The 23,869-nt window shown below is 53.6% G+C and carries 23 protein-coding genes; 14 read left to right on the top strand and 9 right to left on the bottom strand.

Annotated elements, in window-relative coordinates:
* Nucleotides 1-525: 525 nt before the first annotated feature.
* The 6 genes from F6R98_RS12870 to F6R98_RS12895 all read left to right on the top strand — a co-directional run bounded on the left by F6R98_RS12870 (nucleotide 526) and on the right by F6R98_RS12895 (nucleotide 5,243).
* Entirely contained in the window at nucleotides 526-1,143 is a 618-nt protein-coding gene (locus F6R98_RS12870; RefSeq protein WP_153249371.1) for a recombinase family protein, read from the top strand.
* A 230-nt stretch (nucleotides 1,144-1,373) separates the two neighbouring features.
* The gene (locus tag F6R98_RS12875) at nucleotides 1,374-1,550 is read left to right on the top strand and encodes a hypothetical protein (protein ID WP_153249373.1); all 177 of its coding nucleotides are present in this window, start codon (nucleotides 1,374-1,376) and stop codon (nucleotides 1,548-1,550) included.
* Between the two features lie 2 nt (nucleotides 1,551-1,552).
* Entirely contained in the window at nucleotides 1,553-2,155 is a 603-nt protein-coding gene (locus F6R98_RS12880; protein WP_153249374.1) for a hypothetical protein, read from the top strand.
* 682 nt (nucleotides 2,156-2,837) lie between these two features.
* Nucleotides 2,838-3,806 carry an IS5 family transposase gene (locus tag F6R98_RS12885; RefSeq protein ID WP_153250884.1) on the top strand — a complete coding sequence of 323 codons (969 nt, stop codon included), beginning with the start codon at nucleotides 2,838-2,840 and terminating at the stop codon, nucleotides 3,804-3,806.
* 349 nt (nucleotides 3,807-4,155) lie between these two features.
* Complete coding sequence (locus F6R98_RS12890) at nucleotides 4,156-4,719, top strand: TOTE conflict system archaeo-eukaryotic primase domain-containing protein (RefSeq protein ID WP_228124865.1); 564 nt, start codon at nucleotides 4,156-4,158, stop codon at nucleotides 4,717-4,719.
* Nucleotides 4,713-5,243: a hypothetical protein gene (locus tag F6R98_RS12895; protein WP_153249375.1), complete on the top strand. Its 531-nt coding sequence runs from the start codon at nucleotides 4,713-4,715 to the stop codon at nucleotides 5,241-5,243. The genes F6R98_RS12890 and F6R98_RS12895 overlap by 7 nt, the downstream gene beginning before the upstream one ends.
* Nucleotides 5,244-5,253: 10 nt before the next feature.
* Here the strand turns inward: F6R98_RS12895 and F6R98_RS12900 are convergent, their stop codons facing one another.
* The 5 genes from F6R98_RS12900 to pssA all read right to left on the bottom strand — a co-directional run bounded on the left by F6R98_RS12900 (nucleotide 5,254) and on the right by pssA (nucleotide 10,001).
* A complete protein-coding gene (locus F6R98_RS12900; protein WP_153249376.1) occupies nucleotides 5,254-5,943 on the bottom strand; it encodes a hypothetical protein in 690 nt (229 codons plus the stop codon).
* Nucleotides 5,944-5,955: 12 nt separating this feature from the next.
* Nucleotides 5,956-6,456 (bottom strand): copper resistance CopC family protein, encoded by a 501-nt coding sequence (locus F6R98_RS12905; protein WP_153249377.1) that lies wholly within the window; start codon nucleotides 6,454-6,456, stop codon nucleotides 5,956-5,958.
* Nucleotides 6,457-6,477: 21 nt separating this feature from the next.
* Entirely contained in the window at nucleotides 6,478-7,647 is a 1,170-nt protein-coding gene (locus F6R98_RS12910; protein WP_153249378.1) for a sialidase family protein, read from the bottom strand.
* A 476-nt stretch (nucleotides 7,648-8,123) separates the two neighbouring features.
* Entirely contained in the window at nucleotides 8,124-9,026 is a 903-nt protein-coding gene (locus F6R98_RS12915) for a hypothetical protein (protein ID WP_153249379.1), read from the bottom strand.
* Nucleotides 9,027-9,374: 348 nt separating this feature from the next.
* Nucleotides 9,375-10,001, bottom strand: coding sequence for a CDP-diacylglycerol--serine O-phosphatidyltransferase (pssA, locus tag F6R98_RS12920; RefSeq protein WP_153249380.1), 627 nt, complete (start codon nucleotides 9,999-10,001; stop codon nucleotides 9,375-9,377).
* Nucleotides 10,002-10,204: 203 nt separating this feature from the next.
* Here pssA and F6R98_RS22630 point away from each other — a divergent pair, with 203 nt between their 5' ends.
* A complete protein-coding gene (locus F6R98_RS22630) occupies nucleotides 10,205-12,733 on the top strand; it encodes an EAL domain-containing protein (RefSeq protein ID WP_153249381.1) in 2,529 nt (842 codons plus the stop codon).
* 9 nt (nucleotides 12,734-12,742) lie between these two features.
* Here the strand turns inward: F6R98_RS22630 and F6R98_RS12930 are convergent, their stop codons facing one another.
* Together F6R98_RS12930 and ygiD are read right to left on the bottom strand one after the other, a co-directional pair.
* Nucleotides 12,743-13,315, bottom strand: a complete 573-nt coding sequence (locus F6R98_RS12930) for a DedA family protein (protein ID WP_153249382.1) — start codon at nucleotides 13,313-13,315, stop codon at nucleotides 12,743-12,745.
* Nucleotides 13,316-13,391: 76 nt separating this feature from the next.
* On the bottom strand, nucleotides 13,392-14,228 hold the full coding sequence (gene ygiD / locus F6R98_RS12935; protein ID WP_153249383.1) for a 4,5-DOPA-extradiol-dioxygenase: 837 nt from the start codon (nucleotides 14,226-14,228) through the stop codon (nucleotides 13,392-13,394).
* 522 nt (nucleotides 14,229-14,750) lie between these two features.
* Between ygiD and F6R98_RS12940 the strand changes: the two genes are divergently transcribed.
* From F6R98_RS12940 to cobD, 7 genes are read left to right on the top strand one after another with little or no spacing between them, the layout of a single operon-like run.
* Nucleotides 14,751-16,049: a cobyrinate a,c-diamide synthase gene (locus F6R98_RS12940; RefSeq protein WP_153249384.1), complete on the top strand. Its 1,299-nt coding sequence runs from the start codon at nucleotides 14,751-14,753 to the stop codon at nucleotides 16,047-16,049.
* A 9-nt stretch (nucleotides 16,050-16,058) separates the two neighbouring features.
* On the top strand, nucleotides 16,059-16,670 hold the full coding sequence (cobO, locus tag F6R98_RS12945) for a cob(I)yrinic acid a,c-diamide adenosyltransferase (RefSeq protein ID WP_153249385.1): 612 nt from the start codon (nucleotides 16,059-16,061) through the stop codon (nucleotides 16,668-16,670).
* A gap of 2 nt (nucleotides 16,671-16,672) precedes the next feature.
* On the top strand, nucleotides 16,673-17,359 hold the full coding sequence (gene bluB, locus F6R98_RS12950) for a 5,6-dimethylbenzimidazole synthase (RefSeq protein WP_194269929.1): 687 nt from the start codon (nucleotides 16,673-16,675) through the stop codon (nucleotides 17,357-17,359).
* A gap of 6 nt (nucleotides 17,360-17,365) precedes the next feature.
* The gene (dctA, locus tag F6R98_RS12955; RefSeq protein ID WP_153249387.1) at nucleotides 17,366-18,676 is read left to right on the top strand and encodes a C4-dicarboxylate transporter DctA; all 1,311 of its coding nucleotides are present in this window, start codon (nucleotides 17,366-17,368) and stop codon (nucleotides 18,674-18,676) included.
* The gene (locus F6R98_RS12960) at nucleotides 18,673-19,413 is read left to right on the top strand and encodes an adenosylcobinamide-GDP ribazoletransferase (protein WP_153249388.1); all 741 of its coding nucleotides are present in this window, start codon (nucleotides 18,673-18,675) and stop codon (nucleotides 19,411-19,413) included. The genes dctA and F6R98_RS12960 overlap by 4 nt, the downstream gene beginning before the upstream one ends.
* Nucleotides 19,414-19,417: 4 nt before the next feature.
* Nucleotides 19,418-20,350: an adenosylcobinamide-phosphate synthase CbiB gene (cbiB, locus tag F6R98_RS12965; RefSeq protein ID WP_228124866.1), complete on the top strand. Its 933-nt coding sequence runs from the start codon at nucleotides 19,418-19,420 to the stop codon at nucleotides 20,348-20,350.
* Nucleotides 20,343-21,326, top strand: coding sequence for a threonine-phosphate decarboxylase CobD (gene cobD / locus F6R98_RS12970; RefSeq protein WP_153249389.1), 984 nt, complete (start codon nucleotides 20,343-20,345; stop codon nucleotides 21,324-21,326). The genes cbiB and cobD overlap by 8 nt, the downstream gene beginning before the upstream one ends.
* A gap of 180 nt (nucleotides 21,327-21,506) precedes the next feature.
* On the opposite strand, the gene F6R98_RS12975 is transcribed toward cobD, so the two are convergent.
* Together F6R98_RS12975 and F6R98_RS12980 are read right to left on the bottom strand one after the other, a co-directional pair.
* Nucleotides 21,507-22,601 carry a YHYH protein gene (locus F6R98_RS12975; protein WP_194269930.1) on the bottom strand — a complete coding sequence of 365 codons (1,095 nt, stop codon included), beginning with the start codon at nucleotides 22,599-22,601 and terminating at the stop codon, nucleotides 21,507-21,509.
* Between the two features lie 131 nt (nucleotides 22,602-22,732).
* A complete protein-coding gene (locus tag F6R98_RS12980) occupies nucleotides 22,733-23,809 on the bottom strand; it encodes a PA0069 family radical SAM protein (RefSeq protein WP_153249391.1) in 1,077 nt (358 codons plus the stop codon).
* Nucleotides 23,810-23,869: the final 60 nt, after the last annotated feature.

Below are 23,869 nucleotides of genomic sequence, written 5' to 3' on the forward strand. Positions count from 1 at the left end.
CCCAAACTCAAGATAGAGTATTTTGACTCCGCCTATCCATAAAACGATTATCTGCAACGCGAGATTATCGGCGCATTATTTAATCCGTATGTGTAACGACCTGCAATCGAAAACGCCCGAACCTGCAATCAGCGCATCGGCAAGCCCAGATTAACTGAGAATGGGCCTGAAATCAACCGCGCCGGCCTGCAATCCATCGCCGTCAACCCACATTATTTGCGACTGACCGCTGCGCCCAAACACGGCACACGCTAGCGTACTCCGCCGGCGCCGGTAAAGAAAACGATCGTTTTCCTTACTGTTTCCGACAACCATGCAGGCCGGTAGCACCGTTCTTTTTTCTGCTCAAACAAACGACCGTTTTAGTGGTACGGTGACTGTCGGCCTCAAAAAATCCATTTTTGTGCGCCCTACCCCGCTTATTCGTACCATAAAACACGTATATCAAATCTAAGTACCAATCCGATAAATTTAGATGAGTATCATGGTATAAAATGGCCTGTTACCAGAAACAGGGCTAATTTTATGCTTGTCGGCTATGCCAGAGTATCGACCAACGACCAACACCTTGATCTTCAGCAAGATGCTTTGCGGGCTGCGCAGTGCGATGACATTTATACTGACACCGCCAGTGGAGCCAAGATGCAGCGGCCAGGACTGACCGACGCGCTTAAGCAATGCCGGTCAGGTGACACGCTGGTTGTCTGGAAACTCGACCGGCTGGGGCGTTCTCTTCCGCACCTGGTTGAAACCGTGCGCGATCTGGTGGCGCGAGGTGTCGGCTTCAAAAGCCTGCAAGAAAATATCGACACCACCACGTCAGGCGGCAAACTGATTTTTCATATCTTTGCTTCGCTGGCCGAGTTTGAGCGCGACATCATCCGCGAGCGTACCCATGCCGGGCTGTCGGCGGCGCGTGCGCGTGGCAGAAATGGCGGAAGGCCTGCAGGCGTGGACGAAAGGAAGAAAAAAGCGGCGATTGCGCTCTCCAGGGACAAGGAGCGTAGCGTCAAGGACATTTGCGAAATCGTCGGTATTTCACGCAATACCTATTATAAGTACACGCGCGCCGAGGATAAGCCGGCAGCGGCATCCAAGAAACCGAAGAACGCCGGTAAGCTGGCGACGGGAGACAAAGCATAACGGCGTAGTCAAAATGATCGTGCGGACCGGCGTGCGTAAAATCCGCCTCGTGTCTTGTTGTCGGGCATGGCGTCAGACGTGATGCGGGTTACGACCGATTTTACTCATTTACGAAGGTGTTCTACGCCTATCTGCTTGATTCCGTCTTAGAAAAAGTCTACAGTGCGATCATTGAATGCGTACCTTGTGCGCACTACATTAAGCATAAATAGTTCTGTAGGAGAATACATATGCAAACGCATTATGCTGAGACAGCTATTCGCGCCGGTTCTAAAGTTCGCACGAAAGAGCAGCGGGCGGCGCTTTTGATAAAAGCAAATATCCTCGATAGCAATGGCGATTATGTGAAAGGCTTTTTTTCGTCTGAAACGATAAAAAAAGATAAAGCTCGTCGTGAGGAAAAATAAAATTGTATTCGTCAAAATCATCATATGTACTTGGCTTTCATGGTCTTGACGAAGAAGTTGGCAAGAAAGTGTTGAATGGCGAAGATGAGTTGCGTCATAGCAATAACAGCTATGACTGGTTCGGGAACGGCGTTTATTTCTGGGAAAATAGCGAAGAACGTGCGCGCCAGTTTGTCGAGCAGGCCCGTACTCGTAGCGGTTCTGCGATTAATAAACCGTTTGTTATCGGCGCAATCATTGATCTTGGAACCTGTTTAGACCTTCTTGACCAAAAATGGCTGGATTTTATCCGTCTTGCTTATGATGACATGATGCTTGGATTGAAAGATGCCGGCGATAAGGAGCCGCCTACAAATTCGTCATTTGGTGTGAATGACTTTGATTTTAAGAAGCGCGAGCTTGATTGTGCGGTTATTCGTTATGCCGTCCAATTAGCCGAAGTAGAGGAAAACATTAAATTTGATTCGGTCAGAGCGGCTTTCTGGGAGGGTGATGAGCTTTATCCGAATGCAGGATTTAGAACGCACAATCATATTCAATTATCCGTAATCAATCCAGATTGCATCAAGGGGATATTTCTTCCTCGTAAAAAGGTAAGTATTTAGTTTGTATGGTTTTTTAGTTGACGACATCCGATATGTGTCTTATCGTCCGTAGGACTAACCACGGGGCTTGTTGGTGTAAGCCTCCCCCCGAGGACAGACGATAGATTCAAGAAAGCCCGCCCTATGGTGGGCTTTTTTTGTAGTCTGTAAAAACCATGACTGGCGAAACCAGCACCGGTATCTGGCCAGGGGCCGGATAAAGCGACTGCGAAGCATCGCGAAACGCTCCTCGACATCAAGGCTGTTCTGAGCGCCGGCATCGGATCGCTGAGCATAACCGCACGACCCAATATTCACGCGACCCGTTAACCAACCGTTCTTTTTTGTGTTTTTGGGGGGCAATGGAACAGTGAACCGACTTAGGGCTTTTGATGTAAACGAGAAATTTTCTGTTGGGCGAACCCGCCATCCCTGGCGGGTCGGGTGCTATGCGCTACGCGCACCGAGCCGGTTTCCGTCTCGGCCTTACGGTAACGCCCCCTTTCGTTTGGTTGTGTCAACGGACTGCTTGTCCCTGGCCGGATCACGCTTCGCATGAACCGGCTGTTGAAGGCTAAGGTTCCACCGCACCCTTAGGGAAACGCTGATTTAATCGCCACCTAATTCCATATATTTATTATGGATATAAATTAACCATGGTATAATAATCAATATATTATACTGAAACGGTTTCCGGCGTATGATGAAACAGACCACCCTCCTTGACGTTCTTCTCCAGCAAAAATCGCGTACCACGCGGCGCGAGACTTTTTTGAACGCGATGGATCAGGTAGTTCCCTGGTCTGAACTGGTCGAGCTCATTCAGCCGGTGTATCCCGCTTCCGGACGAGGTCGTCCGCCTATCGGGATCGAAAGGATGTTGCGATTGTATTTCATCCAGCAATGGTACGGCTTTTCCGACGAAGGAACAGAAGATGCGCTTTATGATATGCCCCTATTAAGCCGCTTTGCCGGAATTGACCTGACGCATGAGCGTGTTCCCGATGCTACCACGCTATTGAACTTCCGCCACCTGCTGGAAGAGCATAAGCTGGCGCCGGTGATGCTGGGCCGCATTAATGCGCTTCTTGAAGCGAAAGGATTACTCATGCGCGAAGGAACGATCGTGGATGCCACGTTGATCGCAGCGCCGCCCTCGACCAAAAACAAAAGTGGCGAGCGCGATCCGGAAATGCACCAGACCAAGAAAGGAAATCAGTGGTATTTCGGGATGAAGGCGCATATTGGTGTGGATGCTGAATCGGGACTGGTTCATACGGTTGTCGGTACGTCGGCGCATGTCAGTGATGTGGTGATGACCAGCGAGTTGCTTCATGGTCGGGAACAAGTGGTCATAGCCGATGCCGGTTACATCGGCGTTGAAAAGCGCGAAGAGAATACCGGGAAAACGGTGGAGTGGTTGATCGCCATGAAGCGCGGCAAGCTAAAAGCGATGCCCGAAGGCCGATGGAAAGAAACGGTGCGCGAGATCGAAAAAAAGAAGGCGCAGATTCGTTCGCGTGTCGAGCATCCGTTCCATGTGATCAAGAACCTGTTTCATTATCGCAAGACGCGGTATCGGGGATTGGAAAAGAACACGCATCAACTACAGATTTTGTTCGGGCTTTGTAATTTGTACCGGAGCCAAAAGCGGCTGATGGGGTCGATATGAGGGATTATTGCGCCCTCAATCCGCCCGAAAGGCGGAAAATGCCGGTAAAACCGGTGGTTTTAAGAGGGAACGCATAAAAAATGCGCCAAAATAGAAAATTTAGGCTCAAAAAAATTGCGCACCGGCGCAGCAACCCAGGTTTTGGCTATTAATCAGCGGTTCCTTAGCGCAGGATAATAAAAATAACGGCTTTCACGATAAAAAACGGCTTTCAGCCACCGCTTTTTTTATCGAAAAGCCTCCGTTGTCTATTGAAAAACAAAGGAAATACGGTTGACCTTTAGCTTGATTCCATCTTATAAAAAGTCTAAAGTCAGATTATAAATATGTACTTTATGCGAACTACACAGTGGCGGAAAATCTGGAAATTACACAGACAAAAGACAAGCGATCAGCCAGTTCTCCGTTAACAAGCATCGAATCGGAACGATCCGTCAAAATAGATACTTGTACCGCGCTCGCATTATTCCAAGCTGAAAACTCCCGTTTGATAGCTCTACTGGAGAAGCATGGCATCGAATGGCGATTGCCGCTCGAGCCAGCGCCAGTGCCTTTCATTGAAATTGATTCTCCAAAACTCGGTACTGACGAGAAAGTAGCGTTATTCCGCCGCTTGTTCCGGGGGCGTACCGATGTTTATCCTATACGCTGGGAAAGCAAATCATCCAGTAAAGCTGGCTACTCGCCTGCCTGCGCCAATGAGTGGCGAAGCGGTATCTGCGAAAAGCCGCGCATTAAATGTTCGAATTGTGGGAGCCGTTTGCTGGCTCCATTTTCCGATGCCGTTATCTACGATCACCTGGCGGGTAAGCATACCGTTGGTGTTTACCCACTACTGCCTGACGATACCTGCCATTTTCTTGCAGCTGATTTCGACGAAGCCGAATGGAAAGATCGCGGCAGGCAATGGTAAAACTGCGTACAGAAAAGGGCTTTCTTGAGCTGTTAAAACTCGACTTCAACTACAAGGGTAAGATGCTTAAGGCTATTATTCAGCCTGCCCGTATCGAGAAACCGGACGGTACATCGCAAGACTATTACCCAAGCGCCAATGAAGAGCTGATTGAGGACGCGCTACGTAAAATTGCAGCAGATCAGAACCACGGTTATTTTGACAAGACTAACTACCATAGCGGCGTGGTATTCTCGCTGCATATGCTACGTCAGGAGTTGAAGAAGAGGGGACATGCCCGCTCTTTTCAGCAAATAACCCTTAGCTTGAATATCCTATCCGGCAGTGTGATCGAATTGCGCGCGGAGGACGGCAACAACGCCGAGGCCTTTACGCGCAGCCCTTATTTTCCTTCACTTTCGGCGGTATCCCGCATGAAATTACAGAATGATCCTCATGCAAAATGGGTGGTGCCAGCGCATCCGCCGAACAGTGTTCCGGCAAGATGGACAAGGACGCTATTGCTGTCCGAGTCCAAAGCTTAGTACGTCAAAACTATGATTGAGCGCCACTGGATGAAACCAGCGTTCCTTCCGCCTTGTGCGGACGATAGGCGCGGTAGGTGCGAAAACCGATATACCCCATGATCGAGAAAAACAACACGACAACAAAACCGGTAAATTTACCCAGCCAGTCGGATTTTTTCGTCGGGCTTTCCAAAGCGACGCTGAACGGAACGCGCAAATGATCGTCTTCGGTAATATCCCGGTCCCCTATCGTCACCATCAATGCGTAATGCCCGGCTTGCATTAAATCGGCAACAATTTCAGCGGTTCCGTTCTTGTAAACTTTGGCAGGGGTCTCGGTAATGGTACGTTTGATTTTCGGCAAGCGTCCATCGTTGATTTCTTCCTCGACTACCCGCAGAGAAAGCGGCGTTGTGCGCACATCCCGGTCCAGCAGATCCACAGTCAAAAACGTTTTGCCGGTCGCCGGTATTTCCTGACAATATCTGACGAAAGGCGTAGTTTCTCCTTTGACCTGTCCTTCCTGCATCGCGGTAAAATTCACCGCATAAAAATCGTTGGTGACCATGCATTTTATACCGGAACCGGCGTAGGCCTGACGGCCATTATTCATCGGGTCCCTCGGCGCGTTCGCCGCATTGGCGCACAGGACGCCGCTTAATGAAACAACGGCGCAAAAAAGGAATAAAACTATACTGCGGAACTTACGGATTTTCATGGGCGGCGCTCTCTAGTGTGGTTTGGGTTCAACCTGAAAATAATATTTTCCGCTGACGACATGACCGTCAGCGGAAAGTACCCGGTAGCGGACGGTATAACGGCCTGGGTTCAGCTTGGATACGGAAGCCCTCAAATGCGAATGATCGCTAAAATCGAGCTTGGCGTCGTGCTTGTCCACGCGCGTTCCGTTCTCGTCGATAACGGCAAGGGCCAGATACTCCTGCCCTACCCCGTCGTTAAAAATCAGTAAAACATCGTCGGGCGCATCGCTGATGACCGCGTCTTTATCGGGTTGCGATTCGACCAGTATGGCGTGAGCCAAATTTACCGGAGGATAGCCTCCGTCCGGACCAGCCAATGCGAATGGCGAAGATTTGCTTTCCTTTAACACACCCTCCAATCGTTCATGGCGTAACGTCCCCCGATCGCCTAAATACGGAACCGCAGCAGCGTATCCCGCCCATGAACCATCGCAAAACAGCGCGGCGATTAAAACAAAAAATATTCTCATGTTGATATTTTTATTGATAAATTAGTTAATGACCGACATACCCAGCACTTTGCCTGCATCAAGGCGTCTTTCCGTCCAGAATGCCCGAAATCCGCCCGCAACGGTCACGATGACCGGATGATCCGCAATCGCATCGGCGGCTGTTATGATTTGCGGCGCCGTCCATTCTTTCCCTGCATTGGCGGATGACTGAAAATGTATCAGCGAGTGTCCACGATCGATCCGGCTGAACACGATACCCAGTCTACCGGCGGGCGTACCGGCTATATCGCCGTCACGCCCCAGCGCATCGCCGATACGTTGCGGCGTCGACCAATGCGTTCCGGCGTCGGCGGATTGCAGATAATAAAGACCCGCCGCCTCGTCCTTGCCGGTCCACACCACGCCATGCAGCAGCGTTTTTCCATCTGCCCGAGTCAAAGCCAAACCGCCGCCATTATGCGGACACCCGGCAAAATGCCAGTCGAACCGTCCCACTGCGCCTTCCTTACGCCACTGACCGCCGGCGCCTGGGCGGAGCGCCAACTTCATATCGTGCGGTTCGGCGCTGCGATAAAGCACCGCAACTGACTGATCGTCCAGCATCTGTATGCGATTCCAGCAGCAGGTGCATACCAGCGGATCGACAGTCTGCTCTTGCTGCCAACTCTGTCCGCCGTTATCTGTAACCGCATATCTCAAACCGCTGGTGTTTCCGTTTTCCTCGCGGTCGTCCAGCCAAACCAGATGCATACGACCCTGGCTGTCGGCGGCTAAGCCGGCATAGGCCTGATTTTTCGCGCTATCCCCTTTCACAGGATAGCCGGCAATGCGCCAAGTACGCCCGCCGTCATCGGACACGGCGGATTGCAGAGGCCCGTTGCCGGGCATATCCCGCTGTTCCTGCCAAACCGCCAGCAACCTGTTCCCTGCTACCGCAAGTCTGGCGTCGTTTCCCCGCCGCACTTGCAGTGGCTTATCGGCCGCCATGCCGATGTTTACCGGTGCCTCCCAATGCAACCCTCCATCCCGGGAGCGTAAATAAAACAGCCCCTGCCGCAGCCCTTCGCGCGTACCCGCAATCAAGGCATGCAACACATCGCCGTCACCAACGACATCGACACTTTGGATCGCGCTGACGCCATGCAGGTCAGGGTAAACAGCAGACGAGCTTCGCGCATACGTTTCGGCACGCGCGTGCAATGCAAACACACCCATTCCTGCCAGCAACAGAATGGATAATATGCGAGATCGATATAGAAAAAGGTTTTGTGTCAACAACACGGCAAAACATGAAATCTATTAAAATCCGGGAAGCTTACAGCCGGACCGGTTCTGCTAATTAAAACTTTCGTGTCACAAAAAAACCATGGCGAGTCGTTTCAGGTGTATCCGATTGAAACTCCCCGCCATGAAAATGAGGTTATACACGCCTCATAATATATACAATAGACATGCCAATACACTAAATAATATAAATATCAATATATTGGTATTTTTATAAAGATGCAGTGAGGCCGAATATCAGGTCATATCCCACAACTTTACGAGATATGACCTACTTTGAAAAACGGCGCGTATTGAAATCCAGGGGGAAGGAAGGCTATTCAAATAGCCAAAAGGTTCGAGCGCATGACAACCCTCTCCCGATACGGGAGAGGGTTCTTGAAACAATTAACCGATTGCGCTTAAGCCGGCGCGATGCAATAACTGGGTATCCAGGTTTTCCGCATCAAGGGAGCGGGAATTTCGCTGTAATCGAATACCAGCGCTTCCTGAATCATCAGCTCCAGATCAAACAATAACGCGGTTTCCGGAATGTCATGAAAAAACATGCGGAACAGGGCCGGCGTCATCCATTGGGACAGCTTCAGTCCCATCGCTCCAAGATAATTGCGGCGTTGGCCGATATGCGCCAATTCGTCTATGGTGATTTCGTTCAGCAATTCGCGTAACCGGGCTGCTGCTTCTGGTTCGTCGGCAAAAACCTCATCAAGCAAGGCATCGACGCGACGGTAGAACATGATACCCATCAGCTCGGTGACAAACGCAAAAGGACTCATCAAGTCTTCGGGGAGTTTGGGAAACAATTCATAAACCTTGCGCAGGGTAAAGCTCAACGGAACCCACTCGACCTGATCCAGACGGAAAGTAAGGAACATTTCATGAAACAAGCGTATGTGTGAAAACTCCTCGGCAAGATGATAACGGCTGATCTTGTCCGTTACATGTCTGGAGTTCGCCATATCCGGCGTAGCCGCCCAGGCGCCGGTAATGCCCACCCATTCGTGGCGGGCGAATTTATAAATACAGGTCAACAGCAACGTTTTACGATCCAGCGTCTTTGCGGCATCCTGTAGCTGCACATAATTTCTGTAGAAAGCATCCGGGTTCTGAAACGGTTGCCGCAATTGCACCGGCTGAGATTGGAAAGAGTCAAGCTTGGCTTTTTTCTTGGACAAACTCTGTTCCTGCTCCAGCAGTTCTCCGGAATGCTCTTGTGTAAAATTCCAGTAAATATCGAAATTGTCCTTGCGTTCGCTGGCCGTGCTGGGTGAAAAGATGGAAAGGTATTTTGGAAGTTGCGTCATGGAATTATCAAAAAGATTTATCTGGGTTCAATGGGACTCCCGCTTATTCGATTGTTCAGCGGAATGCCGTAGGGGCGGAAACCGAGCCGACCACGAATTCAACGAGAGTAAGGGTATGGTGCGAAGTAGCGCATTCCGCAGAGTAAACAACTGGATCTGCTCTGCTCATGACCAGATAAATCTTGCGCGGCATAACCGCCGCAGTGATTGCTTGGCTTGCGATTATAAGCTGTAAATAAAGGGCAATGTCAAGAGACTACCATATAGTTAATATGGTAATTCATGTTTGAAGTCGCTGGAATGGCAATATGCAGCAAGCTGACAAAAACCAAATCGAAAAAAACCCGCTCAAATTTTTGGGAATTGTATGCGGCTGACCATAAGAGATCCGGAAACCGCGAAAAACAACACCATCGGATGAAGCGTTAAACCGGCAAAAACCACCTGTCCGAACCAAAGAGATTCGCGCAAAGCACCCTGAGAAGCAGCGGCAGCCATCAACAATACCAGCAGTAACGAGGTTGGGATAGGCGTCCCTTCGAAGTACTTCACTTTATCGCCACCGTCCGACAGCGACTCGGCCGTAATGTTATAGCGGGCCAGGCGGGAAACGCCACATGCAACAAAACCAGCCAGGACAATGCGGTCGTATAAGCCCTGCATTCCGCAACCGTACGCAATGACGGCCGGGGCTACTCCGAAGGAGATGATGTCGGCAAGAGAATCCAGCTCGCGCCCCATGGAAGAAATTTTCCGCCGCCACCGGGCAACCCGCCCATCCAGAAAATCGAAGATAAAAGCGGCAAAGACCAGACCGCTTGCAAATAATACATGCTTGACTTCGCTGGTTTGCAGATACGTCATCATGGAAAACAACGCCACCGTTCCGCAGACTGCGTTTGCCAATGTGAACCAGTCGGCAAGATGGAGTTCTCGAATCATCGAAAAATGTTTACGCGGTCTATGTACCGTCATATGGGACTGATTCTCTCTCTGTAGCGGGAAACGCTCCCGGAACCGGTTTCCGGCTCCGGAAAAAAACCACATCCGCAGCCAAAATACCCTGTTGTAAAACAAAGCATACAATATAATGGACAGTATAGTGCAAGACTGGGTATTTCAGGCATGCGACTGTGTGGAGCATGAATTGTTAAACGTTAAAAGCGTCAGCGTCTGCGATGATCATTTCGAACAGCTCATTTCTTATCGGTTCTTATCTGGTCAGCGCGGGATTTATATTCGCGATAGGCATTCAGGCAAGCTTTGTCGCTCTGGCGGGATACCGCACGAAACTTTACCGGGTATTCTCGCTGCTGTGCCTCCTGGCGGCGGGCTTCATGTTCACCACAGTCAATTATTATCTGGTTGACACCGTTGCCGCGGCAGCGGTAGCCATCAAATGGCAGTCAACGCTCATCGGGTTTTTCTTCCTCGTTTTTTATGCCTTTGTCGCGATCTATACGCAACAACGCCGAATCAAGCCCTGGTTGATCGGCATAGCGCTGATTCTGGGCGGCCTGATGATAGCCAATTGCCTATCTCCTTACGGCACACGGTACGCAACCCTGGATAAAGCGGCGCCGCTGATTTTGCCCTGGGGAGAAATATTGCCAAGATTTTCAGGAAAAACAGGATCTTATGCATCGATTCCGCGCGCGACCCATTTAGGTATCCTGATTTGGGCACTTTACCGTAGCGCCGTGCAATTCAGGCAGGGACAACGGCGGGACGGGATATTTCTGGCGACCAGCGTTTTACTCCTTGTCGCCACCTATCTATGGGGCATGCTGATAGACTTGGGGCTCATCAACTCCTTCTATAGCCCTGGTCTTGCATTTCTCATACTGATCTTGCTGATGAGCATCGGTCTGGCGCTGGAGTTACGCCATCAAACGTCCATCATGAAATCCAACGCAGATGAACTGCGTATCGCCGCGACCGCCTTTGAAACCCAGGAAGGCATTTTCGTTACCGATGAAAGAAAAATCATCCTGCGCGTCAATAAAGCCTTCTGCCGGCTGACCGGTTACCAGCCCGAAGAAGTAATCGGCGCCCCTCCGGTCATGATCGGATTCGGGCGGAATCAAACTCCGTTCCTTCACCACATGCAGGAAATCCTTTTGCACGACCAATGCTGGCAGGGAGAAGCCTGGTGCAGAAACAAGGACGGCGCGTTAATGGAGATATGGCTGACCGTCAGCTGTATTTCCGATCCCAACGAGCAGACGCATATTTCCGTCGGCGCATTTTCCGATATTTCCAAGTATAAGGCCGCAGAGGCCCGGATACACGACCTTGCCTTCTATGATCCCCTGACCAACCTGCCCAATCGCCGTTTACTTCTCGACCGGCTACAGCAGGCGATCACTGCCGGCAACCGGCATAGAAGACATGGAGCCGTGCTGTTTATCGACCTGGATAATTTCAAAATTCTAAACGACAGTAAAGGACACAAGCTCGGCGATATATTATTGATCGAAGTGGCCGAGCGCCTGCAAACCACGCTGCGTGAAAGCGACACGGTGGCCAGACTGGGCGGAGATGGGTTCACCGCCATGCTATACACGCAGGGATCGGAGTCTGAAATCGCTGGCGAAAATCCGCATAAAACAGCTCATCATGAAGGCAACACAGTGGCAAGACTGGGCGGAGACGAATTCGTCGTCATCCTGAATAATCTGGACATGGAAACCCGGCAGGCGGTCGTACAGGCCGAAATAGTCGGCGAAAAACTGCTGGGAGCCTGCCGCGGACCGTTCAGCCTGCAAGGGCAGGAATACTACAGTTCGTCCTGTATCGGTGTTTGCCTTTTTCTCGGCAGCCAGTTTGGAGTGGATGAACTGCTCAAACGCGCCGATACCGCCATGTACCAGGCAAAAAAGGAAGGAAGCAACAACATGCGCTTTTATGACCCGGAAATGCAGTCCATACTGGAGTCGAGACTGCGGCTGGAGTCCTGGATGCGCAATATGGTCCCCGATAATCAGTTGCGGCTTCATTATCAACCCAAAGTCGATTCCAGCGGCCGGATTTTTGGCGCCGAGGTACTGCTGCGCTGGCTTCATCCGGAGCAGGGAATCATTTCTCCCGCCGAATTCATCCCGCTTTCGGAAGAAAACGGCTTGATTCTGCACATTGGAGAATGGGTGCTGAAGGCGGCCTGCCAACAGTTAAAAGCATGGGAAAACGATACGAAAACCAGTTCCTTGCACCTTTCCGTCAATGTCAGCGCAAAGCAGATCCATCAACCGGATTTTGTGGTACGAGTGCAGAACATACTCAACAACACCGGCGCCAACCCGGCAAAACTCAACCTAGAACTAACCGAAAGCATGCTGATGGAAAAAGTGGAAGACGTCATCAATAAAATGTCTTCCTTGAAATCCATCGGCGTAAGTTTCGCGCTGGATGATTTTGGCACCGGCTATTCCTCTTTGTCCTATCTGAAACGATTGCCGCTTGACGAGCTGAAGATAGACCAGTCTTTCGTACGCGACGTGTTGATAGCCCCTAACGACGACGCCATCGCCTGCGCCATCATAGCGCTGGGAAAAAGCATGGGACTATCGGTCATCGCCGAAGGCGTGGAGCTTCAGGAACAGCTGGACTTTCTAGCCCGTCACGGTTGCAATCATTTTCAGGGCTATCTGTTCAGCAAGCCGGTACCGATCGGTGAATTCGAGCTGCTGCTGGGCAACGCCGCCTGAAACACAAGCTTACTCGATATGCCAAGGCAGCTTGACTCGGCGTGTATAGTGCAGCCACCACCCTATCAGAGCAAGCAACGCGATCCCCACGATTACCCCCTCTTCTATTCGACGCAGATCGGTAACCACCAGCGCCAGGGTACTGCCGAAAACATAACCCAGAGCGCCCACAGCCAGAGCCCATAACAATGCCGCGAAAAAATTCAGCGGCGTATATTGCCGCCAGGTTACGTCACTCATTCCTATCGCGATCGGGCCTGCTATACGCAGCCCGTAAAGAAAGCGCATCGTAAAAATCAAACGTCGATGGTAGCGTTGCATCAGCGCGCGTATCTTCATGATGCGCGGTTCGATGCCGGGAAAGCGGCGCAGCAGTTGCGGCGCGTAATGTTTTCCCAACAGGAAATACAACTGATCGCCGGCGAAACTGCCGCCCATGGATAAAGCCACGACCCAAAAAAAGGACAAATAGCCCTGATATGCTGCGAAACTCGCAATCAGCAATACCGCTTCGCCCTCTAGAAACGAACCGATAAATACAGCCCAATAACCATACTGCCGAACCCACTCTATGATATGCATTTTATCCTCACTAGTGACATAAGACGGTAGCAGAATAGTTACAAATAATATAGCGAAGTGACTGACATCATTGAACTTAAACCTGATCCGGCTTGTTCTGGCCTATTAGCACAGAACTCATCGAAATAGCGCCCAGAGTGACTTTTTCGCAAAAAAATGTAACTGCTTCCCCTTTATCCTGCAGCCCCAGTACAGGCAGCAGCGGACAAAAATGATCGAATGCAGGCACGGACAAACGCGCGGCTTCGCCCAATTGCTGATAATGGATAATCGCGTCATGCTCACCGGCCAGAATCAACTTCCTGATTTGCTGATCGAAGGCAATGGCCCAATCATGAGCGATATCTTTCCAGATCACGGCTCCGAGGTTATGAACGATGTTTCCGCTGCCGAGAACCAGCACGCCTTGATTCCTCAGCACTTTCAAAGCCCTGCCCAGATCATAGTGAAATTGTGCGGGTTTGCTGTGATCCAGACTCAGTTGGAGAACCGGGATATCGGCCTGCGGATACATACGGCGCAAGATAGACCACGCCCCGTGATCCAGACCCCAGTCAAAATCCGGCTTGATTGCGACTCCTTCGACAGTCTGCCGTATCCGTTCCGCCAGTGCAGGCTCGCCGGGAGCAGGATATTCCAGATCGAAAAGCGCTTGCGGGAAACCAGCAAAATCATGAATAGTGCGAGGCTGCAGCATCGCTGTCACATAAGTGCCGGCGGTTTCCCAATGAGCCGACAAACACAGTATTGCCTCAGGTTTGGGGAACGACTGGGCAATCCGGCTCCATGCGCGACTGAACTCGTTATCTTCAATGGCGTTCATCGGGCTGCCGTGACCGATGAACAGCACAGGCATTTGATATGCCGGTCCGTCAGGCTTCTGGTTGGCGGCAGTGGCATCCGGTATCTTCATCGTTACTCACTCCATAAAGTTCGATACATAAGGCGCATGCCCATACGGATGTCCGTCCGTTTATACTACAGCCCATGGCGCGCGTTGTCGTATTTAAATCCGGCAGTAATTTAAAGCTATTGTAACTATTCGACTACCGTTGTATACCACTGCGGGGGCGGGTTTAAGGCCGATCATGGGCTAGAGCCCGCTACTGCAAAGATGCTTTATTCGAAGATTACATTGCAGTCCCGTTTAATGATGCGTTTTCCGTATAAGGCTCTCATGAGCTGAATAGTCACAAACTATTTTACTGAACGTCCCTGCTCTCGACACCCTCAGGCATTCAAGGCATGGGTTCCATGAACTGCGTTGGGTTGAGCATATTATGAACAGGATTGCATCCGGTCTTCGGCGCATACGGCGCCCTAAGATATCAGGCCGACTCTCGAATTCCGCTATAATCCTTCCAGAAAACTTGACTCGTTCGTTGTCTGAAGATCCCCGTTGCCCCTGGGTACGGCTTACCCCGACCGCATATCAATGCCAAATATTCCATCATGCCCCGCCTTGTTGATTGCCGCACCGGCTTCCGGTCACGGCAAAACCTCGGTGACCGCAGGCATCGCCCGTTATCATAGTCGTCGAGGCCTGCGTGTACGCTGCTTTAAAACCGGACCGGACTTCATCGACCCCGGCCTGTTGGAACAAGCATCGGGCCAGCCGGTTTACAACCTGGACACCTGGATCATGGGCGAAGATCATTGCCGGCAACTGCTGCACGAAGCCGCAGCCGGCAATGACCTGATTCTGGTCGAAGGCGTAATGGGATTATTCGACGGCACGCCCTCCAGCGCCGATCTGGCCGAATGTTTCGGCTTACCGGTGCTGCCGGTCATCGACGCATCGAAAATGGCGCAGACTTTTGCCGCCGTGCTGCACGGGCTGGCTACCTTTCGCGACAGCTTGAAAATTGCCGGAGCGGTAGCCAACAACGTTGCATCGGAACGTCACGCAGAACTGTTACGCGCCGCCCTGCCATCGCACATCAAGCTTGCAACCCTGCCCCGCAACCCGGACGCGACGCTGCCAAGCCGTCACCTGGGACTCCGGATCGCGGCGGAAATCGACGGGCTCGACCAGCGGCTCGACCGGCTGGCCGAAGCCGTCGGCGCAAGCTGTCTGGCGGAGCTGCCGGCGCCTGCTGAATTTGTGCAACCGGCTACCCAACCGCTGGCAGAAGCCCTGTTGCATGAAAAAACCATTGCAGTCGCGCGCGACAATGCTTTTTGTTTCCTGTATCGCGCCAACATCGACTGCCTGCGCAAACTTGGCGCGCAAGTCGTTTTTTTCTCGCCGCTCAAGGATAACGCGCTGCCTGCCGCCGATGCAATTTATCTGCCCGGAGGCTACCCGGAACTGTTTGCGGCTGAACTCAGCCGCAACGAAAGCTTACGGCAACAGATGCGCAGCCATGTCGAGAAAAATAAACCGCTGCTCGCCGAATGCGGTGGTCTGATGACGCTAGGCGATGCGCTGGAAGATCTGAACGGCAACCGGCATGCCATGCTCGGCCTGCTGCCAGGCATAGCGCACATGGGGCAACGCCTGCATGCGATCGGTTCACAGCAGGCGCTGATTGCCGGAGCAAGCATACGCGGTCATACCTTCCATTACTCCCGATTCGATACTACACTGACACCCTGTTTTCAGGCGCAAACCCAGGACGGTAGAACGGGAGAAGCCCTTTACCGGCATGGTTCGCTGCTGGCATCCTATGTTCACTGGTATTTTCCATCCAATCCGGCTCTGGTTGCGAGCTGGTTTTTATCCGAGGGATAGCCCCTATACATGACCGCAGAATCCATATGCAATCAACGCCATCGCGAACGCATGCTGCGTAAACAGAAGGTGGTTGACGAACTGATAGCCGGCGCGACGCACGATAAAGGCCTGCTGCTGGTCATAACCGGCAACGGCAAAGGCAAAAGCAGTTCGGCTTTCGGCATGGTAGCTCGCTCCCTGGGCCACGGCATGAAAGCCGGCGTCGTGCAGTTCATCAAAGGTGCGTTTTCCACCGGCGAAGAAACATTTTTCCGGCGCTTTCCGGATGAGGTCGAATATCACGTCATGGGAGAAGGTTTCACCTGGGTAACCCAGGATCGCAACCGCGACATTCAGGCTGCGGAAGCCGGTTGGACAGTCGCGCAAACCATGCTGAGCAACCCCGCTATCAATCTGGTGGTATTGGATGAACTCAACATTGTGCTGAAATTCGGCTATCTGCCGCTGGAGCGCGTACTGAACGCGTTGCATCAACGTCCGGCGGGACAGCATGTCGTTATTACCGGGCGCGGCGCGATACGCGAACTGATCGATATAGCCGATACCGTCAGCGAAGTTAACAACATCAAACACGCCTTCAAACAGGGCATACGCGCGCAAAAAGGGATTGAGCTTTGAGTATGTCGGACTTCAGCGCGGAAGAAATCGAAACCGTCTACCGCGTTATCCGCGAGCGCCGCGACATGCGCCACTTCCGGCCCGACCCGATCGACCCGCGCGTGCTCGAGCGCTTGCTGCTGGCCGCCCACCATGCGCCCAGCGTCGGCTACATGCAACCCTGGCGCTTCATTAGGATTACCGACCCAGCCCTGCGCATGCAAATACACGCACAGGTTGAAAGCGAACGCCAAAAAACCGCTGAAGCGCTGGGAAACAGAAAAGACGAGTTCAGCAAGCTGAAAGTCGAAGGCATACTTGACTGCGGCGTGCTGCTGGTAGCTGCGCTGAGCGATGATCGGGAAAAGCATGTTTTCGGCCGGCGTACGCTGCCGGAAATGGATCTGGCCTCGGTCGCCTGCGCGATACAGAATCTGTGGCTCGCCGCGCGTGCGGAAGGCCTGGGGCTGGGCTGGGTATCGTTTTTCGACCCCGTTGAGCTGGCTGAACTTCTCGGCATCCCCGATGGCGGAAAACCGGTGGCGATACTGTGCCTGGGACACGTCGAAGCTTTCTATCCGCAACCGATGCTGGAAATGACCGACTGGGAAAAACGCCGCAATGTGGATGAATTGGTTTTCGAGAACAGGTGGGGAATGAATATCGGAGTACACCCGCAACCCTTTTCGCAGTTCTCTACGGTTCAGTAACGTCATATGCATATACTCCCCTTGTGTCGTCAACTTTACGTTCAAGTGCTTATTGCCATCGCGCTAGGTATTTTGCTGGGCATTTTTTGCCCGGAAACAGCCTCCGGCGCAGCGGTAAAAGCGCTCGGGGAGGGCTTTATCAAACTGATAAAAATGATGATTCCGCCCATCATTTTTTGCACCGTGGTATCGGGTATCGCCCACATTCAGGATGCTAAAAAAGTCGGACGCATCGGTGTCAAGGCCTTACTGTATTTCGAAGTGATTTCGACCTTTGCGCTGATCATTGGCTTACTGGTCGGTAATATTCTGCAGCCCGGACGAGGATTCAGCAGTCCAAGCAATGTTTCGTCCGTGGCCGGTTACGCTGAAAAAGCGTCCCAACTAAAACCCGTCGATTTCGTACTGGGTATTATCCCCGACAGTTTCTTCGGCGCGCTGGCGGCGGGCGATATACTGCATGTGCTGGTGGTCGCGGTATTATTCGGCTTTTCACTGATGGCGCTACGCGAACGCGGTCAGGCCATGCGCGTGTTTATCGAAGATATCGCTCATGTGATGTTCGGCATCCTCTCCATTATTATGAAAGCAGCCCCGATCGGAGCCTTCGGCGCGATGGCGTTCACCATAGGCAAATACGGCCCGCAATCCCTCGCCAGCCTTGCCGGGCTGGTTGCCGGCTTTTATCTGACCGCCACCCTGTTTGTAGTCGTGGTCCTGGGGACAGTCGCGCGTATTGCCGGCTTCAACATTCTGCATTTCCTTCTATTTATCAAGGATGAGCTGTTGCTGGTACTGGGCACCAGCTCATCCGAAAGCGCATTGCCCCGTTTGATGAGCAAGCTCCAGGCACTGGGTTGCTCAAAACCGGTGGTTGGTCTGGTTATTCCCACCGGTTATTCGTTCAACCTCGACGGCACCAATATCTACATGACGCTGACGACATTATTTATCGCCCAGGCCCTGAACATCGATCTGACATGGGGGCAGCAGGCAACCATCCTGGTTGTGGCCATGCTCACATCCAAGGGCGCCAGCGGCGTCTCCGGCGCCGGATTTATTACCCTGGCGGCAACGCTCGCAGCGATAGACCCGGCGATGGTTCCCGGCATGGCGATCGTATTCGGCATCGATAAATTCATGAGCGAATGCCGCGCGTTGACCAACATGGTCGGCAACAGCGTAGCCACCGTAGTGATTGCGTCGTGGGAAGGCGAACTGGACCGTGACGCCATGAGAAACACGCTTGGACGGACAAGGCCAAACGCTGGCAACCTGACCGCCGAAATAAAATCAAGCAATCAACCCGGTTTATGAACTTTACCTCCTTCTGGCTTGCATTACAGTTTCTAACGCGCTTCCCGGTTCCGCGCACGGTGACGCCTGGACCGGCGGCGCTGGGCTGGTCGGTGGTGATGTATCCGCTTGTGGCCTTGCTGATCGGTATGGCCCTTGCGCTGTTGCAAGGCGCGCTGCAATACCAGCACGCCGCACCGGGTCTGGCGGCAGGTTTGCTGTTGACTGCCTGGGTTGTGATTAGCGGAGGCCTGCACATCGACGGACTGGCCGATTGCGTGGACGCGTACGTCGGCGGATACGGCGACGCCGAGCGCAGTCTGGCTATCATGAAAGATCCTCGCTCCGGCCCGATGGCTGTAGCGGCTGTGGTTTTACTGATGCTGGTGAAATTCGGCGCGCTGATGGCGATTTATGAAAAACACATCAACCTGCCGCTGCTGTTAATCCCGGTAATCGGGCGCAGCTTCGTTGCGCTGATCTTGTTGACCACGCCCTATGTGCGCATCCGGGGACTCGCTTCGCCGCTGGTGGAAAATCTGCCGAGGCGGCCCGCAATAACGGCGCTTGCCGTTTCCGCTTTTTGCGCGTGGTTGGCGCTGGGACCATGGCCGCTGCTGGCGGCAGTTTTGGCCGTTTGGGGGCTGCGTTCAGTCGCAATACGGCGTATCGGCGGTTGCACCGGCGACGTACTGGGCGCGATGATAGAAATCAGCGAAGCAAGCGCTCTCGCTGCTTGCGCCTTGATAGAGGTTTGAACATATGGATATCTCAACCCGAATGCTGGTCATGCCGATTGCCGCGCTACTGGATCGGTGGCTGAGCGAACCGTCCCGCTATCACCCGCTGATCGGGTTCGGCCGTCTGGCGGCTCGAACCGAGCAAGCTATCTACGGCCCGCAACAAGGCGTGACGGCGAATGCCCGGCGTCTGCGCGGCGCCGCCTCCGTCGCCATCCTGCTGCTGCCCGCGCTTACGCTTGCGACGCTGATCGAAAACATGCCTTACCTCGGCGCGTTGCTGTCGATCGCCGGACTTTATCTGGCCGTGGGAGGACAAAGCCTGAGCGAACACGCCATTTCCGTTCAGCAGGCCTTGCTGGCGGGACAGCTCGATCAGGGACGGCTGGCCATCGCGCGCATGGTAAGCCGCGACACGCAAACGCTGGATGCGGAACAGATTGCCGCCGCCACTGCAGAATCAGTATTGGAAAACGGCTGCGATGCGGTTTTCGGCGCACTGTTCTGGTATCTTCTGGCGGGCCTGCCCGGCGTCGTCGTTTATCGACTGGCCAATACGCTGGATGCGATGTGGGGCTATCGCAATACCCGCTACCGGGATTTTGGCTGGGCCGCCGCGCGTCTGGACGATGCGCTCAACTATATCCCGGCGCGCCTGACCGCGTTGTCTTATGCGCTATGCGGTCACACGCCTGCCGCGTTGCGCGCCTGGCGCGCGCAGGGCGCAAACTGGAAAAGCCCGAACGCCGGTCCGGTAATGGCGGCAGGCGCCGGCGCCTTGCAAATCGAACTGGGCGGAGCAGCCAGTTACCATGGCGAGCTGACGCAACGTCCGCCATTGGGATTCGGACGGCGGGCTGAAGTCCGCGATATCGAACGCGCCATCAGACTGGTGCAACGGGCGCTGCTGTTATGGCTGGCGCTGAGTGTTTTCGGGGGAATATCCCTTGCTTGAACATGGAGGCAGATTGGCGCGCGCCGCCGCGGCCAGCGGCACGCCAATCGAAGACTGGCTAGACTTGTCCACCGGCGTCAGCCCCTATGCCTGGCCGATACCGGAAATACCAGCGCGATGCTGGACGCGTTTGCCCGAAGAAGACGACGGTTTGATCGAAGCTGCCAGCGTTTACTATGGCGCGCACGATTTGCTGGCGGTCGACGGCAGTCAGTGCGCCATTCAATTGCTGCCGAAATTGCGCGAACCCGGCCGTGTCGGGGTGCTGAGTCCTACTTATGCCGAACACGCTCATGCCTGGCGACAATGGGGTCATGAAGTAGCCGAACTGGACGCCGATGGCGCCGAGGAACAACTGGACAGCCTGAATGTGCTGGTGGCGGTCAACCCGAACAACCCGACCGGAGACTGCCGCACGCGCGATGATCTGCTGCGCTGGCATGAGGCGCTGTGGGCACGCGGTGGCTGGCTGGTGGTCGATGAGGCGTTCATGGATGCAACGCCGCAGTTGAGCGTGATCGCCGAAACCCACCGTAGCGGCCTGATCGTATTGCGCTCCTTTGGTAAGTTCTTCGGCTGTCCGGGCGCCCGGCTGGGCTTTGTCGCCGCAGAACGCGATGTGCTGCAGCGCTTGCGCGAATTGGCTGGGCCATGGCCGGTCTCAGGCGCAGCGCGCTGGATTGGCCGGCTCGCATTGGCGGATTTCGCCTGGCATGAGACTGCATGCGCTTTACTGGCGTCCAAAAGCCAGGCGCTGAGTGCGCTGCTTCAGAACCACGGATTGCCGCCTCTGCATGGAACCGCGCTTTTTCAGTGGACTAAAACCGAACAGGCCGAACGGTTGTACACGCACTTTGCCGAACAGCGGATACTGCTTCGTTTGTACACGCAACCGCGTAGCCTGCGTTTCGGCTTGCCCGGCACTCCGGATGAATGGCGTAGATTGGAGGAGGCGCTGAAATACGTTCTACCTTAAATATGCACCCCATGCGAGCCTATCTCACTTTTATGGCAAGGCGGGGTTTGGAACCACTCCACAGAGCCAAAACACCCAAGCCCAGTGCGACAAAATCAAGCCCGAAGCACACGTTCCGACGTCCCGCTGTATTAATGAAAGCGAGTTTGTACCTTTTCAGTCTCCAGCCTTCTGTTCTGTTCACCGTATGGCGGGCATCCTGTCAGGCACACATGCCTTAAGCCCGCTGGGCGAACGGCAGATGCCGGAGACATGGTCGCCGCGCGGAGAAACGAATTCGCACCGCTCACCCAGCGACAGAACTCCACAGGAGTCAAGGGCTTCTTGCGGCGGCAAGCGGCTCGCAGCTCCCACAGGAACGAAGCCCGGTCCGCCTGTTGCAGGCTGTTCGCCATTCGTCGCTTCTCCGGAACCGCTAACCAAACGCCCACGAAAACAGCCGATGGTATACGGATACTCCTTAGTCAATACGTAATGATACATTTCCCTCCGCTGCCCATCCCATGAAATACGACTGATACGGCCATGGCACTCATCGAGATCGGCATTGCTCAACTCCTTGCCGCTTTCGTCACGACTGCTGTAAATGCCGAAACCATCGAGCGCATAACCGATCAACGCATTGTTTTCATTTTCTGCGGCATGACAAGGCGATATACCATGGTAATGATACTGACCGCTCATTTGGGGATGACCGTTGCAATGATCCTGAACCTCATGCGCCACTGCATCGCGTCCGGCTGCATCCAGCGCATTGAATATCGCCACGCCGCCGCTGGTAATCCCTACCATGCCCATCGGCAAACAGCCGGCGTCGGCGGCGATTTCCGGCAGCATCGGAAGATTCAAGGCTACTTGCCTGGCTTCGATTCGATTCGGATTACGGTCTATGCGATAGGCGGGGTCCGACGGATGAATAGGAAATATCCCAGTGGTATGGCCGGTCGGCAAACCGTTGCCTGTAATTTTGCGAACGCCGTTTAGCGTCTGCACGCTGAATCGTGCATTCGGCCACGACACATCGCCTTGCACATGGATTTTACGCGTGGCGTCCCAACTATCGGCACCGAGCCATTCGCCGTCATGCTCGGCTCCGCCTCCAAGAAATCGGGTCATGCAGGAATAAACATGGCCGCGTAACGGCATGGAGCCAGCCCTGCCATCGCCGAGAGGCATAGCCTTGTCGTCCGATTGTTGCGCGTTGCCTGCGCCGCCGGCTGTTATGGCGCAGCAAAAGGCAGCTGGCAAAGCAACCCTGGACTTGAAACGATGCATATTCATCTCCCGATACAAAACAGGCGCCTGCAAACGAAAGTAACGCTTATCGGACGAAGCCGGAAAACTATTACGCCCAAATCCACAGACGTGCAAAAGGCGTACCCTGCAACGCTTGATCATTCAGATTATCAGTCGAAAAAATCAAAGCTGGTCTGCCCATACGGATGGGGTTTACGAAACAAATCGGTGCGCAACTCGGGCGGGGACCTGTTCAACCCCAAGCGTCTGCAAATCAAGCCGAAGCGCTGCGCGATCAGTTCGGCATAAACGCCGCTGCCGCGCAGCCGTTGATGAAACGCCGGATCGTAAGCCTTCCCCCCGCGGCTCTGCCGGATCAAACTCAACACATGATCGGCTTTCAACGGGAAGTGATGACGCAGCCATTCCTCGAACAGTTCAGCTACCTCCAGCGGCAATCGCAGCAGGATAAATTCGGCGCCGACAGCACCGGCCGCATGGGCGGCTTTGACGATATCTTCCATTTCATGATCGTTCAGCGCCGGAATGACCGGAGCAACCATCGCTACCGTTGGAATGCCGGCTTCGCTTAATCGGGCCAGGGTTTCCAAACGGCGTTGCGGCGCGGAGGCCCTGGGCTCCAAAGTCCGAGCCAAAGATCGGTCCAGAGTAGTAATCGATATGCCCACCGAAACCAGACCCTGCGCCGCCATCGGCGCCAGCAGGTCCAAATCGCGTTCGATCAACGCGGACTTGGTGACTATGCTCAACGGATGACCGGTTTCCGCCAGTATTTCCACAATCTGTCGCATCAACTCGTGCTGACGTTCAAGCGGTTGATAAGGATCGGTATTGCTGCCCAGTGCCAGCGGCGCACAGCGATAACCTGGCTTGCTCAGCTCCTGCCGGAGTAAAGAAGCGGCATCCGGCTTGATCAAAATCCGGCTTTCGAAATCCAGGCCCGGTGAAAGCCCCAAATAGGCGTGCGTAGGCCGGGCGTAACAATAAATGCAACCGTGCTCGCAGCCACGATAAGGGTTGATCGAACGATCGAAGGGAATATCCGGCGAGTCGTTGTAGGTAATCAGCGAGCGGCTCGCATCGATGATTACCTCTGAATTCAGCGGCGGCAACTCGGCATCCTGGTTGCCCCAGCCATCATCGACGTCTTGGCGGCTTTGTTTCTCGAATCGTCCGGCGGCATTGCTGATGCTGCCTCGGCCCTTGTATTTCAATGGTCGGTACATACTGGCCAACTGTGGCTTGAGTTTTTACGGCAGTAACAAGGCAAACCACTCTTTATGGTA

The organism is Candidatus Methylospira mobilis, assembly GCF_009498235.1.
GTDB lineage: Bacteria > Pseudomonadota > Gammaproteobacteria > Methylococcales > Methylococcaceae > Methylospira > Methylospira mobilis.

Bases quoted from the DNA above. Each gene is read 5' to 3' on its own strand.
- F6R98_RS12960 (WP_153249388.1), top strand. From the start codon at position 18,673: ATGAACTTTACCTCCTTCTGGCTTGCATTACAGTTTCTAACGCGCTTC.
- F6R98_RS12930 (WP_153249382.1), bottom strand. From the start codon at position 13,315: ATGCATATCATAGAGTGGGTTCGGCAGTATGGTTATTGGGCTGTATTT.
- F6R98_RS12895 (WP_153249375.1), top strand. From the start codon at position 4,713: ATGGTAAAACTGCGTACAGAAAAGGGCTTTCTTGAGCTGTTAAAACTC.
- ygiD (WP_153249383.1), bottom strand. From the start codon at position 14,228: ATGAAGATACCGGATGCCACTGCCGCCAACCAGAAGCCTGACGGACCG.
- F6R98_RS12905 (WP_153249377.1), bottom strand. From the start codon at position 6,456: ATGAGAATATTTTTTGTTTTAATCGCCGCGCTGTTTTGCGATGGTTCA.
- F6R98_RS12940 (WP_153249384.1), top strand. From the start codon at position 14,751: ATGCCAAATATTCCATCATGCCCCGCCTTGTTGATTGCCGCACCGGCT.
- F6R98_RS22630 (WP_153249381.1), top strand. From the start codon at position 10,205: ATGATCATTTCGAACAGCTCATTTCTTATCGGTTCTTATCTGGTCAGC.
- cobO (WP_153249385.1), top strand. From the start codon at position 16,059: ATGACCGCAGAATCCATATGCAATCAACGCCATCGCGAACGCATGCTG.
- pssA (WP_153249380.1), bottom strand. From the start codon at position 10,001: ATGACGGTACATAGACCGCGTAAACATTTTTCGATGATTCGAGAACTC.
- F6R98_RS12980 (WP_153249391.1), bottom strand. From the start codon at position 23,809: ATGTACCGACCATTGAAATACAAGGGCCGAGGCAGCATCAGCAATGCC.
- F6R98_RS12870 (WP_153249371.1), top strand. From the start codon at position 526: ATGCTTGTCGGCTATGCCAGAGTATCGACCAACGACCAACACCTTGAT.
- F6R98_RS12915 (WP_153249379.1), bottom strand. From the start codon at position 9,026: ATGACGCAACTTCCAAAATACCTTTCCATCTTTTCACCCAGCACGGCC.
- F6R98_RS12885 (WP_153250884.1), top strand. From the start codon at position 2,838: ATGAAACAGACCACCCTCCTTGACGTTCTTCTCCAGCAAAAATCGCGT.
- F6R98_RS12875 (WP_153249373.1), top strand. From the start codon at position 1,374: ATGCAAACGCATTATGCTGAGACAGCTATTCGCGCCGGTTCTAAAGTT.
- F6R98_RS12900 (WP_153249376.1), bottom strand. From the start codon at position 5,943: ATGAAAATCCGTAAGTTCCGCAGTATAGTTTTATTCCTTTTTTGCGCC.
- F6R98_RS12975 (WP_194269930.1), bottom strand. From the start codon at position 22,601: ATGCATCGTTTCAAGTCCAGGGTTGCTTTGCCAGCTGCCTTTTGCTGC.
- dctA (WP_153249387.1), top strand. From the start codon at position 17,366: ATGCATATACTCCCCTTGTGTCGTCAACTTTACGTTCAAGTGCTTATT.
- bluB (WP_194269929.1), top strand. From the start codon at position 16,673: ATGTCGGACTTCAGCGCGGAAGAAATCGAAACCGTCTACCGCGTTATC.
- cbiB (WP_228124866.1), top strand. From the start codon at position 19,418: ATGGATATCTCAACCCGAATGCTGGTCATGCCGATTGCCGCGCTACTG.